This window comes from Microbacterium sp. LWH3-1.2 (assembly GCF_040675855.1).
Classification (GTDB): domain Bacteria; phylum Actinomycetota; class Actinomycetes; order Actinomycetales; family Microbacteriaceae; genus Microbacterium.
The window spans coordinates 452,968-465,614 of record NZ_JBEGIK010000001.1 but is presented as its reverse complement, the minus strand read 5'-3'; the positions used below and the strand labels follow the sequence as shown (position 1 = coordinate 465,614).

At 70.5% G+C, this 12,647-nt stretch carries 12 protein-coding genes; 7 read left to right on the top strand and 5 right to left on the bottom strand.

What is annotated here, in order from left to right:
* Positions 1 to 21: 21 nt before the first annotated feature.
* Both MRBLWH3_RS02185 and MRBLWH3_RS02180 read right to left on the bottom strand, forming a co-directional pair.
* On the bottom strand, positions 22 to 903 hold the full coding sequence (locus MRBLWH3_RS02185; protein ID WP_363428263.1) for an HAD family hydrolase: 882 nt from the start codon (positions 901 to 903) through the stop codon (positions 22 to 24).
* A complete protein-coding gene (locus MRBLWH3_RS02180) occupies positions 903 to 1,541 on the bottom strand; it encodes a LysE family translocator (protein WP_363428261.1) in 639 nt (212 codons plus the stop codon). The genes MRBLWH3_RS02185 and MRBLWH3_RS02180 overlap by 1 nt, the downstream gene beginning before the upstream one ends.
* Before the next feature lie 65 nt (positions 1,542 to 1,606).
* Between MRBLWH3_RS02180 and rlmN the strand changes: the two genes are divergently transcribed.
* The 6 genes from rlmN to MRBLWH3_RS02150 all read left to right on the top strand — a co-directional run bounded on the left by rlmN (position 1,607) and on the right by MRBLWH3_RS02150 (position 9,657).
* The gene (rlmN, locus tag MRBLWH3_RS02175; RefSeq protein WP_363428259.1) at positions 1,607 to 2,848 is read left to right on the top strand and encodes a 23S rRNA (adenine(2503)-C(2))-methyltransferase RlmN; all 1,242 of its coding nucleotides are present in this window, start codon (positions 1,607 to 1,609) and stop codon (positions 2,846 to 2,848) included.
* A gap of 105 nt (positions 2,849 to 2,953) precedes the next feature.
* Positions 2,954 to 4,573: a DUF4407 domain-containing protein gene (locus tag MRBLWH3_RS02170; protein WP_363428257.1), complete on the top strand. Its 1,620-nt coding sequence runs from the start codon at positions 2,954 to 2,956 to the stop codon at positions 4,571 to 4,573.
* A gap of 273 nt (positions 4,574 to 4,846) precedes the next feature.
* A complete protein-coding gene (locus tag MRBLWH3_RS02165) occupies positions 4,847 to 6,580 on the top strand; it encodes an ABC transporter ATP-binding protein (protein WP_363428255.1) in 1,734 nt (577 codons plus the stop codon).
* Positions 6,577 to 8,703, top strand: a complete 2,127-nt coding sequence (locus MRBLWH3_RS02160) for an ABC transporter ATP-binding protein (protein WP_363428253.1) — start codon at positions 6,577 to 6,579, stop codon at positions 8,701 to 8,703. Before MRBLWH3_RS02165 ends, MRBLWH3_RS02160 begins: the two co-directional genes overlap by 4 nt.
* Positions 8,704 to 8,746: 43 nt before the next feature.
* Complete coding sequence (locus tag MRBLWH3_RS02155) at positions 8,747 to 9,223, top strand: NUDIX domain-containing protein (protein ID WP_363428251.1); 477 nt, start codon at positions 8,747 to 8,749, stop codon at positions 9,221 to 9,223.
* Positions 9,224 to 9,294: 71 nt separating this feature from the next.
* Positions 9,295 to 9,657 (top strand): VOC family protein, encoded by a 363-nt coding sequence (locus MRBLWH3_RS02150; RefSeq protein WP_363428249.1) that lies wholly within the window; start codon positions 9,295 to 9,297, stop codon positions 9,655 to 9,657.
* A 52-nt stretch (positions 9,658 to 9,709) separates the two neighbouring features.
* On the opposite strand, the gene MRBLWH3_RS02145 is transcribed toward MRBLWH3_RS02150, so the two are convergent.
* On the bottom strand, positions 9,710 to 10,096 hold the full coding sequence (locus MRBLWH3_RS02145; RefSeq protein ID WP_363428247.1) for a hypothetical protein: 387 nt from the start codon (positions 10,094 to 10,096) through the stop codon (positions 9,710 to 9,712).
* 52 nt (positions 10,097 to 10,148) lie between these two features.
* Here MRBLWH3_RS02145 and MRBLWH3_RS02140 point away from each other — a divergent pair, with 52 nt between their 5' ends.
* Positions 10,149 to 11,582: a PLP-dependent aminotransferase family protein gene (locus MRBLWH3_RS02140; RefSeq protein WP_363428245.1), complete on the top strand. Its 1,434-nt coding sequence runs from the start codon at positions 10,149 to 10,151 to the stop codon at positions 11,580 to 11,582.
* A 3-nt stretch (positions 11,583 to 11,585) separates the two neighbouring features.
* On the opposite strand, the gene MRBLWH3_RS02135 is transcribed toward MRBLWH3_RS02140, so the two are convergent.
* Positions 11,586 to 12,116, bottom strand: a complete 531-nt coding sequence (locus MRBLWH3_RS02135; protein WP_363428243.1) for a ribonuclease H family protein — start codon at positions 12,114 to 12,116, stop codon at positions 11,586 to 11,588.
* 10 nt (positions 12,117 to 12,126) lie between these two features.
* Positions 12,127 to 12,642, bottom strand: coding sequence for a GbsR/MarR family transcriptional regulator (locus MRBLWH3_RS02130; RefSeq protein WP_363428241.1), 516 nt, complete (start codon positions 12,640 to 12,642; stop codon positions 12,127 to 12,129).
* Positions 12,643 to 12,647: the final 5 nt, after the last annotated feature.

Below are 12,647 nucleotides of genomic sequence, written 5' to 3'. Positions count from 1 at the left end.
GCGGCGGCTGAGGCGGCCGCCTCAGGTCAGGCCGAGGCGGCGGAACGCGTTCGCGATCCCGTCGTCGAGCACGTCGGTCGTGACGAAGTCGGCGAGCTCCTTGAGCTCCGGCTGCGCGTTGCCCATCGCGACCGAGACGCCGCACACCTGGAACATCTCGATGTCGTTCCAGCTGTCGCCCACCGCGATCGCATCGGCCGCGTCCATGCCGAGATGGGTGAGCAGCAGCTCGATGGCCGACCCCTTCGTGGTCTCGCGCTGGCTGATCTCGCCGTTCGAGCCACCGGGCAGCGGCATGCTGCCCGGCACGATGAGGAACTCGTCGCCGAGGTCGGCGCGCAGCTCCTCGAGGCCCTCCGGGTGGTCGCTGACGAAGACGGCCTTGTCGATGCGCGTCAGGTCGGCCTCGTCGGCGCTCGGGAAGACGCGCTGGGCGAGCCCCACCAGCGAGTCCTCGGGCCGCACCTTCTGGCCCGACGCCTCACGCGCCGCGAGCGCCGCCGCATAGTCGCGCATCAGCTCGGCCATGCCGTCCGAGGCGTAGACGGCATCGCGCGTCTGCAGGAAGTAGCGGATGCCCCGGCTCCTCAGCGCCGTGAGCATCCGGTCCGTCGCGGCCGGCGACAGGGGGCGGTCGACGACCACCTCTCCGTCTGAGACGACGAGCGCACCGGAGTTGGTCACGGCGCCGTCGAAGCCGATCTCTGCGACGTCGGGGTGGATGTCGGAGGCCGACCGCCCGGTGCTCAGATATACGAGGTGCCCGGCTTCGCGCACCGCGCGGATGGCCGGACCCGTCGAGGCAGACACGTGCGAGCCGTGCTCGAGGAGCGTGCCGTCGACGTCGAGGAAGATGATGCGCCGGCGGGAGGAGAGGGCCGAGGTCTCGGCATCGGTGTTCATCAGTGCTTGTTCCCGGTGAAGAGGAGGATGCCGCCTAAGCCGATCATGAGCCCGCCGCCGGTGGCCGAGAGAGTCGAGATGCGCTTCGGGGAGCGCCCGAACCACTCGCGCGCGCCCGCCGCGATGAGCGCCCAGATGCCGTCGGAGACGAGCGCGATGACGAAGAAGACGAGTCCGAGCTCGATCATCTGCAGCGGCACCATTCCGGCGTTCAGATCGACGAACTGGGGGAGCACCGCCACGAAGAACGCGATCGTCTTCGGGTTCGTGATGCCGACGACGAACCCCTCGCCGAGCTGGCGCCACGCCGAGCGCGGCAGCGCGCCGCCGTTCGCCGCCGCGGCGGCGCGACGACGGTGGCGGATCGCCTGCACGCCGAGGTACACGAGGTACAGCGCACCGGCGACCTTGACGATGGTGAACAGCACGACCGACTGCGCGACGACGCCGCCGACGCCGACCGCGACGAGACCGATGATCGGCAGCAGTCCGAGCGCGTTGCCGAGCACGCTCAGCAGCCCGCCGATGCGGCCGAGGGCGAGCGCGCGCCCGATCGTGAAGAGCACGCTCGGACCCGGGATCACGATCAGGACGAGCGCGGCGAGTGTGAAGGCGAGAAGATTCGGGGCGGGCACCACAGGGCGAGCCTAGTCGGGGGCCGGGATCGGCATCCGTCCAGGAGTGTCCGCGTACCCTTGATCGCATGACCGACTCGCCCGTGCGCACGACCAAGCCCCGCCAGGTGCGTCCGGCGACCGAAGGTTGGACGCAGAAGAAGGATGCCGAGGGCCGGCCCCTCCTCCAGTTCGCAAGTCCGAAGCGTGGCAAGCCGCCCGCGCACCTGGCGGACTTCACCCCCGAGCAGCGCGTCGAGAAGGTGAAGGAGCTCGGACTCCCCGGTTTCCGCGCGAAGCAGCTCGAGAAGCACTACTTCCAGCACTGGACCCACAACCCCGCCGACATGACGGACCTCCCGGCCGACGGCCGCGAGGAGTTCGTGCACGGCATGCTGCCGGCGCTCCTCACCGAGGTGCGCCGCCTCGAGACCGACCGCGGCGACACCATCAAGTTCCTCTGGAAGCTGCACGACGGCGCACTCGTCGAGTCGGTGCTCATGCGCTACCCCGGCCGCATCACGCTGTGCGTCTCGTCGCAGGCGGGCTGCGGCATGAACTGCCCGTTCTGCGCGACCGGCCAGGCCGGCCTCACGCGCAACATGTCGGCCGCCGAGATCGTCGAGCAGGTCGTGCGCGCCAACCGCCTCATCGCCGACGGCGGCCTCGGCGGCAAGAAGAAGGACGACCACTCGGCCGAGCGCGTCTCGAACATCGTCTTCATGGGCATGGGCGAGCCGCTCGCCAACTACGCGCGCGTGATGCAGGCGGTGCGCGTGATGACAGACAAGCAGCACGGCCTCGGCATGAGCGCGCGCGGCATCACGGTCTCCACCGTCGGCCTCGTACCCGCGATCACCAAGCTCGCCGCCGAGGACATCCCGGTCACCTTCGCGCTGTCCCTGCACGCCCCCGACGACAAGCTGCGCGACGAGCTCATCCCGGTGAACTCGCGGTGGAAGGTCGACGAGGCTCTGGATGCCGCCCGGGCCTACTTCGACAAGACGGGTCGCCGCGTCTCGATCGAGTACGCCCTCATCAAGGACATGAACGACCACGGCTGGCGCGCCGATCTCCTCGCCGAGAAGCTCAACGCCCGCGGGCGCGGCTGGGTGCACGTCAACCCCATCCCGCTGAACCCGACGCCCGGCTCGATCTGGACCGCGTCCGAGGTGTCGGTGCAGAACGAGTTCGTGCGCCGCCTCAACGACGCCGGCATTCCGACGACCCTCCGCGACACGCGCGGCAAGGAGATCGACGGCGCCTGCGGCCAGCTCGTCGCCACGGAGGAGGACGAGGCGGTCGCCGCCGTCACCCCGCTCGAGGACTGATCCCCGGTCGTCGAGCGAGGCTGCGAGTCGAAACGCCGCGGCATCCGGGATCTCACGCTGCTCTAATACACCTGGTGCACAGGTTGCCCCCTCTAGGGTGTGCGGATGTCTTCTTACTCTGCACACCGGCCGGGCCGGTTCGGCTCCGACGGCCGGATCGAGTTCGAGACAGACGGGGAACAGACGGAGGATCTGTACCTCGACGACGTGCGCGCTCAGCAGGCCGCCGGTGAGCCCGTGCGCGAGCCTCGGGACGCCGACGGTCCCGAGGATCCGTTCCCCGAGACCCGCGATCTGCTCGAGGACGCGCTGGCGATGAACCCGACGCAGCCGGTCGCCGTGAGCGAGCCGGTCGTGGCCGAGCAGCCGGCGACGATCGGCGAGTGGGGCGCTGTCGACGAGCCGCGGGGGGACGAACCCGTCGCCGACGGGCGGGTGGCGGACGAGCCGGTGGTCGATGGCGAGCAGGAGGTGGCAGCATCCGTCCCTCCTGCCCGTGCGAAGCGTCCGCGTCGCGAGCGGACCTCCGGCTGGCGCAAGCTCGCGATCCTCGGCGGCGCCGACGGATCGGTGCTCGACGAGGTGCCGACCGAGACGCCGCGCTTCGTGCAGATGTTCTTCGTGATCGCCGGCACCGCGCTGATCTCGGCGATCTCGATGTACTTCGCGCTGACCACCGGCGTGCGGATCGTCGCGTGGGGCGCGCTGCCGCTCGCGATCGTGTGGGCCCTCATCATCTTCAACCTCGACCGCTTCCTCACCTCGACGATGCGTTCCTCGCAGAGCATCGGGCGGCTGATCGCGCTCGCGATCCCGCGCGTCATCATGGCCGCCGTCATCGGCATCGTCGTTGCCGAGCCGCTCGTGCTCCAGATCTTCCACAACGACATCGCGCGCGAGGTCAACGCGACGAACATCACGCAGGCGCAGTCGGATCAGGACGCCGTCACCGCCGGGCCCGAGAAACAGGCGCTGGATGCCGCGAGCGAACGCGTCGCGGCGCTCGAGAGCCAGGCGGCCAGCGGCGTCGTCGCGGGCGCGGACACCACGTCGGCGTCGACGGCGTCGGCGCAACAGACCGTGGACGACCTCACCGCCAAGCTCGGCGCGCAGCAGCAGGTGATCGACCAGGCGCGTGCGATCTACCAGTGCGAGCTCACCGGGCAAGGGGCGGGCGAGGTGCCCGGCTGCAGTGGCGTCGCGGGCGAGGGTGCGAGCTCCGATGCTGCACAAGCGCAGCTCGCGGCCGCCCAGGCGGCGTACGACGACCTGAACTCGCAGCTGACCGCTGCGCAGGCCGATCTCGCCGCAGCGCAGGCGGCCGGCACGGCCGACGCCGGAGCATCGGAGGCGACGAACAAGCAGCAGGCGAAGGACGAGCTGCCCGGCGCGCGCGAGCAGTACCAGGCGGCGCTCGCCGCCTACGACGCCCGTGCGACGGAGATCGCGAGCGGCAACTCCGGTGCGGTGGGTCTGCTGAGTCAGATCAGCGGGCTCGAACGGCTGTCGCAGCGCGAGCCCACACTCGCGTGGGCGCACTGGTTGATCGCGGTGCTGTTCTTCATGATCGAGCTGCTGCCGGTGCTCGTGAAGGTGCTCACGAGCTACGGCGAGCCCTCGCTCTACGAGAAGGCCGACGGGTTGCGCCGCCAGGTGGCGCTCGACCGCGTCACGGCGCGCAGCTGGCGCGAGCGGGCCGACATCGCGCAGGGCGGGCAGGCCTAGCGGGTTTCACCACGGACGAAGACGGATGCCTCGGGCAGAGGCACCCGTCTTCGTCCGCTGGCGGCGGCGCAGGGGTGGGAGCGGTCTCGCGCCTCGCGATATATCGTGTTAGAGTGACCGCGGGTCGCCGCTGGGAGGCGCCCACGCCCCCGGTTCCGCCCTCGGTGAACGGGACTGCCGCGATGTCGGCGACCCGTGCGAAGGTGGGTCGGCACCCTCACATCCGCAGAGGCGGAGCCTTGCCATGGCTTCGCCGCGTCCGGGAGAACCCTCGTGCTGGCAAAACTCCTCGTCCGATACCTCAAGCCGTACGGCTGGCTCCAGCTCGGCGTGCTGCTGTTCCAGTCGGCCTCCGCCGTCGCCTCGCTGTACCTGCCCAGCCTGAACGCCGACATCATCGACAACGGCGTCTCGAAGGGCGACACCGACTACATCTGGCGCACCGGCATCGTCATGCTGACCGTTTCGCTGGGGCAGATCGTCGCCTCGATCATCGCGACCTACTTCGCGGCGCGCGCCGCGATGAGCCTCGGCCGTGACATCCGCGACGACATCTTCGAGCGCGTGTCGGGCTTCTCCGAGCGGGAGGTGACCGGCTTCGGCGCGGGCTCGCTCATCACCCGCAACACGAACGACGTGCAGCAGGTGCAGATGCTCGCGATGATGGGGGCGACGTTCCTCGTCACGGCGCCCCTGCTCGCGATCGGCGGGATCGTCCTCGCGATCGAGCAGGCGGCGAGCCTCGCGTGGATCCTGGCCGTCGCCGTGCCGGTGCTCCTCCTCGTGGCGGGACTCCTCATCGCCCGCATGGTGCCGCTGTTCCGCAGCTACCAGGGCAAGCTCGACGGCGTGAATCGCGTCATGCGCGAGCAGCTCACCGGCATCCGCGTCATCCGCGCCTTCGTCCGCGAGCCCATCGAAGAGGAGCGCTTCCGCGAGGCCAACACCGACATCATGGTCGTCGGCCGCAAGGTCGGTTCGCTGTTCGTCGTGCTGTTCCCCGCGGTCATGCTGATCCTCAACGTCACGGTGATCGGCGTGATCTGGTTCGGCGGCATGCAGGTCGACAGCGGTGAGATCCAGATCGGCACCCTCTTCGCCTTCATGCAGTACGCGATGATCATCCTCTCGGGTGTGTTGATGGCGAGCTTCATGACCCTGATGATCCCGCGCGCCGCCGTGTCGGCCGAGCGCGTCGGCGAGGTGCTGGACACCCACTCGTCGCTGGAGCGTCCGTCCGACGCGGTCGGCGCGTTCCCGGCGCCCGGCACCGTCGCCTTCCGCGACGTCGCATTCACCTATCCAGGTGCCGAGCACCCGATCCTGTCGGGCATCACGTTCCGCGCCGAACCGGGTGAGACGGTCGCCGTCGTCGGTTCGACCGGCGCCGGCAAGACCACGCTCGTGTCGCTGATCCCGCGCCTGTTCGACGTCACCGACGGCATCGTCGAGGTGGGCGGCGTCGACGTGCGGCGTGCCGACCTCGATGCACTGTGGAGCACGATCGGGCTCGTTCCGCAGCGCCCGTTCCTGTTCTCGGGCACGATCGCGTCGAACCTGCGGTTCGGCCGCGAGGACGCGACGGATGCCGAGCTCTGGCGCGCGCTCGAGATCGCCCAGGCGAGCGACTTCGTGAGCCAGATGGACGCCGGACTCGACTCCCCGATCGCGCAGGGCGGCACCAACGTGTCGGGCGGGCAGCGGCAGCGGCTCGCGATCGCGCGGGCCATCGTCCACCAGCCGCGGGTGCTCGTGTTCGACGACTCGTTCTCGGCGCTCGACCTCACGACCGATGCGCGACTGAGGCAGGCGCTGTGGCGGGAGCTGCCCGACGTCACGAAGATCGTCGTGGCCCAGCGCGTCTCGACGATCACCGACGCCGACCGCATCGTCGTCCTCGACGACGGCGGCATCGTGGGGATCGGCACGCACGAGCAGCTGCTCGAGACGAGCCAGACCTACCGCGAGATCGTGGAATCCCAGCTCGGAGCGGAGGTCGCCCGATGAGCGACGAGAAGAACACCGAGAAGACCTCCCGCCGCCGCGTGCGCCAGGCCGTGGCGGAGCTGAGCGCCGAGGAGAAGGCTGAGATCGAGCTCGGCGAGCAGGCCCGCATCGCGGCCGACGACTGGAGCGGCGCCGTCGCCCCGGGCAAGGCCGCGCACTTCTGGCCCGCCTTCCGCCGGCTGATCGGGCTGCTGCGCCCGAATGCCTGGGCGTTCGTGTTCGTGTCGATCCTCGGCTCGATCGGCGTCGTGCTCGCGGTGCTGTCGCCCAAGGTGCTCGGCGAGGCGACCAACATCCTCTTCGAGGGCGTGGTGTCGTCGATGGCACCCGCCGGCATGACCAAGGAGCAGGTAGTCGCGGGGTTGGAGGCCTCGGGACAGCAGGACCTCGCCAACATCGTCTCGGCGATGGAGCACTTCGTCCCCGGTGCCGGCGTCGACTTCATGGCGCTCAGCCGCGTGCTGCTCATCGTGCTCGGACTGTACTTCGCGTCGTCGCTGCTGATGTGGCTGCAGGGCTACGTCATCAACGTGATCATGGTGCGCGTCATGTGGCGCCTGCGCGAACAGGTCGAGGCCAAGATCAATCGCCTGCCGCTGCGCTACTTCGACCGCGTGCAGCGCGGCGAGCTGATCTCGCGGGTGACGAACGACATCGACAACATCACCCAGATGATGCAGCAGTCGCTGTCGCAGGCGCTCACGAGCGTGCTCACGGTGCTCGGCGTGCTCATCATGATGCTGACCATCTCGTGGCAGCTGACGCTCGTGGTGCTGGTCAGCTTCCCGCTCATGGGCATCCTGTTCGGCGTCATCGGGCCCCGCTCGCAGAAGGCGTTCGGCATCCAGTGGCGCAAGGTCGGCCGCCTCAACGCCCGCGTCGAGGAGTCGTTCTCGGGCCACGCCCTGGTCAAGGTCTTCGGCCGCGAGCAGGCGTCGCGCGAGGCATTCCGCGAGGAGAACGAGGAGCTCTACCAGGCCTCGTTCACAGCGCAGTTCCTGTCGAACATCATGATGCCGGCGATGATGTTCATCGGGAACCTCACCTACGTGGGCATCGCGGTCTTCGGTGCGCTGATGGTCGCGAGCGGCCAGCTGCGACTCGGCGACGTGCAGGCGTTCATCCAGTACTCGCAGCAGTTCACGCAGCCGCTCGCGGAGCTCGGGGGCATGGCCGCGGTCGTGCAGTCGGGCACCGCCTCCGCCGAGCGCGTGTTCGAGTTGCTGGACGAGCCCGAGCAGGAGCCCGACGCCGAAGACGCGCCCACGCTGGTCGAGGGTGACGGCACGATCGAGTTCCAGGACGTCGCGTTCTCGTACTCACCCGACCGACCGCTCATCCACGACCTGTCGTTCCGGGTCGAGCCCGGCCAGACGGTCGCGATCGTGGGTCCGACCGGTGCCGGCAAGACCACGCTGGTGAACCTGCTGATGCGCTTCTACGAGCTCGACGGCGGCCGCATCCTGCTCAACGGGCAGAACATCGCCGAGCTCACGCGCCGCGACATCCGCGCCGAGACGGGCATGGTGCTGCAGGACCCGTGGCTGTTCGCCGGCACGATCCGCGAGAACATCCGCTACGGCCGCGCCGACGCCACCGACGACGAGATCCTCGCCGCCGCGCGGGCGACCTACGTCGACCGGTTCGTTCACTCGCTGCCCGACGGGTACGACACGCTCCTCGACGAGGACGCGTCGAACATCTCGGCGGGAGAGAAGCAGCTCATCACGATCGCGCGCGCCTTCGTGGCGCACCCCTCGGTGCTGATCCTCGACGAGGCGACGAGCTCGGTCGACACCCGCACCGAGCTGCTGCTGCAGCACGCGATGGCCGCTCTCCGGGAGGGACGCACGTCGTTCGTGATCGCGCACCGCCTGTCGACCATCCGCGACGCCGACCTCATCCTCGTGATGGAGAACGGCGGGATCGTCGAGAAGGGCACGCACGACGAGCTCATCGCGGCCAAAGGGGCGTACTTCCGCCTGTACAACTCGCAGTTCGAGCAGGCCGCGTCCGATCTCGACGAGGAGGCCCGTGCCCTCGCCGTCGATGCGGAGGCCGGCGAGCGCGCCGAGGCCGCGGAGGACGACGCGATCGAGGGCGAGACCGCACCCGTCGTGTGACGACACCTACACGGTCTCGCCCAAGACCCGTATCGTCTGACGAGTGATCACGAGCGCCGGCATCCTGCTCTACCGGATCGCGCCCGAACCCCAGGTGCTCATCGCGCACATGGGCGGGCCGTTCTGGGCGAGCAAGGATGCCGGCGCGTGGTCTGTCCCCAAGGGCGAGTTCGCCGAGGGGGAGGAGAGCGCGTTGGATGCCGCGCGCCGGGAGTTCCGCGAAGAGCTCGGCATCGACCCGCCTGAGCCGCCCTACGCCGAGCTCGGCACCTTCGCGTATTCGTCGGGGAAGCGTGTGACCGTGTTCGTCGCCGACGGCGCCGCGTTCTCGCTCGACGACCTCGAGTTCGGCGAGTTCGAGCTGGAGTGGCCGCCGCGCTCCGGGAGGACCGCGAGCTTCCCCGAGATCGACCGCGTGGAGTGGACCGGCCTCGATGCCGCACGCGAACGGCTGGTGAAGGGTCAGCGTCCGGCGGTCGACGCGCTCGAGAAGCATCTCGCCGAGGCCGCCGCGGGATGAGCCGAGGGGCTTGTGGGGGCGTGGCGGGCGGCGGAGACTGACCGGGTCCGACCCGAACGAGAGGAAGACCCATGGCGCACGGCGACATCACGCACATCGACATCCCGGTCAGCGACCTCGGCGACGCGACCGAGTTCTACTCCGGCCTCTTCGGCTGGCAGATCGCCGAGATGCCGGGCTTCGAGGGCTATCCCATGTGGCAGGCCCCGAACGGTATCTCCGGCGGCGGACTGGGTCTGCGCGAAGAGGGCTTCACCAACACGCGGTCGTACGTCGAGGTGGACTCCATCGACGACACCGTCGCCAAGGCCAGGGAGGCCGGCGGGAGCCTCGTGCGAGAGAAGCAGGAGATCACCCCGACGAGCTGGTGGGCGGTCATCGCCGACCCCGACGGCAACCAGATCGGCCTCTTCGAAGGCCCGATGCAGGGCTGATCCTGCCCGGACGCTCCCGCAGGCGAACGCATCCGGGCCGATGCGAGCGGGCTCAGCTGACGCCGGCCAGCGGCCGGTGGACGGATGCTGCGCCCCGCACGTCCGCGCCGGGTTCGCGGTCGCCCGACGGGCGGCCGCCCGTGCTCCGGGGTGTCCGTTCGACGAGGTCCCCGATGCGGAGGTCGCGCAGCGCGGGTTCCTCGCGAAGCCGTGCGGCGATGGCGCGGATGAAGGGCGCGGGCGACGTCGGCACGATGACGACGGCGCCCCCGCCCGCGCGCCGCTGGAGTGCGGCATCGATTGCGGCGAGTACGCCGACGAGTGCCGTGTCGTGGCACCGGGAGTCGTCCTCGCCGATCCACTCCAGAAGATCCTGACTGGTCCAATCGGCGAGAACTGGACTGCTGGTGCGGGCAAATGTGGTGGTAGTGCGGAACATTGGACCAGAATGCGATGCTATGACGACCGCTGACAGGGCCAATGAGCGGCTAGTGGACCAGAGGATGGCCCTCGGTGGCACCGTCGAGGCATCCCGCCTCGCCGGACGCCTGGGCAGGTGGGCGCACGGCGACGGCACCCTGACGGTGCGCCTGGCCCAGGCGATCGCCTCCCTCATCGAGGGCGGCGAGCTGCGTCCCGGCGACCGGCTGCCGGCCGAGCGCGCCCTCGCCGGTGCGATCGCCGTCTCGCGCGGGACGGTGGTCGCCGCCTACGGGCTGCTCAGCGACGACGAACTCGTGGAACGACGGCAGGGGAGCGGCACACGCGTCGCCGGACCCATCGGGGCCGCAGCACCCGCCCGCGAGCGGACGGCCCGCGGCGAAGGCCTGTTCTCGGCCTCACCCTCGGGGATCGACCTGCTGCGCGCCGTGCCCGCGATGCCCCGGCTCGTGATCGATCTCGTGCGCGCGCACACGCCCACGCTCGATCCGGTCACCCTGGCCGAGACCGATCCGGCGGGCCTGCCTGTGCTGCGCGCCCGGCTCGCCGCGCTGTTCGAGGAGGAGGGCACGCCGGCGACGCCGGCGCAGATCCTCGTGACCCACGGCGCCCAGCAGGCGATCAGCCTCGTCGTGGACGAGCTCGTCTCACCCGGCGACGTCGTGCTCACCGAATCGGTGACGTGGCCCGGCCTCGCCGACTCGGTGCGGCGGCGCGGCGGGCGCGTGCACGGTGTGACCATCGGTCCCGAAGGGATCGACGTGGAGGAACTCGAAGCCGCGATCGTCGCGCTGCGGCCGGTGCTCATCGCCGTCAACCCGCACCACCACAATCCGACCGGCACGCGGCTGCCAGCCGCATCCCGGCAGCGCCTCGCCGACCTGTCGGCCGAGTACGGCGTGCCGACTCTCGAAGACCGCGTGCTCGCCCACGTCTCCTTCGACGGGGTGGTGCCGGCGACCCTCGCGGCGCTTCGTCCCGACGCGCCGGTGATCGTCGTCGACTCGCTGTCGAAGTGGTCGTGGTCGGGCCTGCGGATCGGATGGGTGCGTGCGGATCCGGTGCTCGTGCGGCGCCTGCGGGGCGTCCGCCAGCTCGTCGACCAGTCGACGAGCGTGCCGGCTCAGCTTCTCGCTCTCGACCTCGTCGACGAGGCCCGCACACTGCGGCTCGCCACGTCGCAGACGCACGCCGTGGCGTCCGCGCACCTGCTCGCGGCGATGGCAGAGCACCTCCCCGACTGGGACGTGATCCCGCCGCGCGGCGGTCTCGCCTTCTGGGCGCGGCTGCCGGTGGGGTCGGCGACCGCCCTTGCGCGCGTCGCCGCGATGCGCGGCGTCGCGGTCGCGGGCGGCACCGAGTTCACCGCATCCGTCGTCTACGACGATCACATCCGCGTGCCGTACACCGCCCCGGAAGCCGTGCTGCAGGAGGGCGTGCGGCGCCTCGGCGAGGCGTGGCGCGACTACCGCGCGCAGCTGTAGCGGTCAGCGCCCGTTCTTCGGGCGGGTCGAGACGTCGATGCGGTCCTGTGCCCCGAGCGACGACCATGCGCTCGCGGTGCCCTTGGCGGCGTGCTCCGAGGCGCGCACCGCGCGCTCGTCGGCCCAGGCGTTGAGCACGTGGCCGGAGTGGCCACGCACGTGCTCGAGCTCGACGTCGGGGAGTCCGGCGGCCCGGCGTGCGTCCCGTGCGGCGATGAGCTGCTCGAGGATGTCGACGTTCTTCGTCGGCGCGCCCGTCGAGGTCTTCCAGCCGCGGCGGCGGTGGCCGTCCATCCACTTCGTGTAGGTGTCGATCGCGTACTTCGAGTCGGCCTGCACGACGAGGTCGGCGACGTCGGCGTGATCCTCGATGGCCTTGAGCAGTCCGGTCAGCTCGCCGATGTTGTTCGTGCCGGAGGGGATCGATCCCGCTGCCCAGTGTCCGTCCTCGCCGACCCACGCCCACCCCGTCGGTCCCGGGTTGCCCTTGCAGGCTCCGTCGGTGGCAACGATGTAGCGGCGCGAGTCATTCACTCGGGCAAGGCTACCCGGCCGCGGCGCTCTCGCTGCCCGCCGCGGGCCCAGCGGCCGCGTCACCGGGCGCGTCGCGGCCTGCCCGCCACTCCGCCGCGATCTGCGGCATCCGTTCCGCGAGATACCGGAGGAAGTCGGCGATCTCGTGCGCCCGCGCGGCCGAGGCCGGCGCCGTGGGATTCTCTTCGGCGATGCGATCGAGCGACGCCGCCAGGGTGCCGTACAGCGGTGCGTTCGCCGCGATCATGCCCGACCACGAGTCCTCGGCGAGGTCGTAGCGGTCGCGGCGGTCGCCCGGGCGCGAGAGCCGGTGGATGAGCCGCATCGAGACGAGGTAGCGCACCGCCCCCGACACCGCCGCGGCGGAGACGCCGAGGCGGTCGGCGAGGTCGGCGGCGGTGTAGCCCTCGTCGGGCGAGCCGGCGAGGGCCATCATGACGCGCGCCGGCATGCGCGGCATGCCCACGGCAGCGAGCATGGCGGCCGCCTGCTCGGCCGCCTCGGATCCTGGATGCTCCACCGTCACGTCGC

Bases quoted from the DNA above. Each gene is read 5' to 3' on its own strand.
- MRBLWH3_RS02185 (WP_363428263.1), bottom strand. From the start codon at position 903: ATGAACACCGATGCCGAGACCTCGGCCCTCTCCTCCCGCCGGCGCATC.
- rlmN (WP_363428259.1), top strand. From the start codon at position 1,607: ATGACCGACTCGCCCGTGCGCACGACCAAGCCCCGCCAGGTGCGTCCG.
- MRBLWH3_RS02170 (WP_363428257.1), top strand. From the start codon at position 2,954: ATGTCTTCTTACTCTGCACACCGGCCGGGCCGGTTCGGCTCCGACGGC.
- MRBLWH3_RS02160 (WP_363428253.1), top strand. From the start codon at position 6,577: ATGAGCGACGAGAAGAACACCGAGAAGACCTCCCGCCGCCGCGTGCGC.
- MRBLWH3_RS02150 (WP_363428249.1), top strand. From the start codon at position 9,295: ATGGCGCACGGCGACATCACGCACATCGACATCCCGGTCAGCGACCTC.
- MRBLWH3_RS02145 (WP_363428247.1), bottom strand. From the start codon at position 10,096: ATGTTCCGCACTACCACCACATTTGCCCGCACCAGCAGTCCAGTTCTC.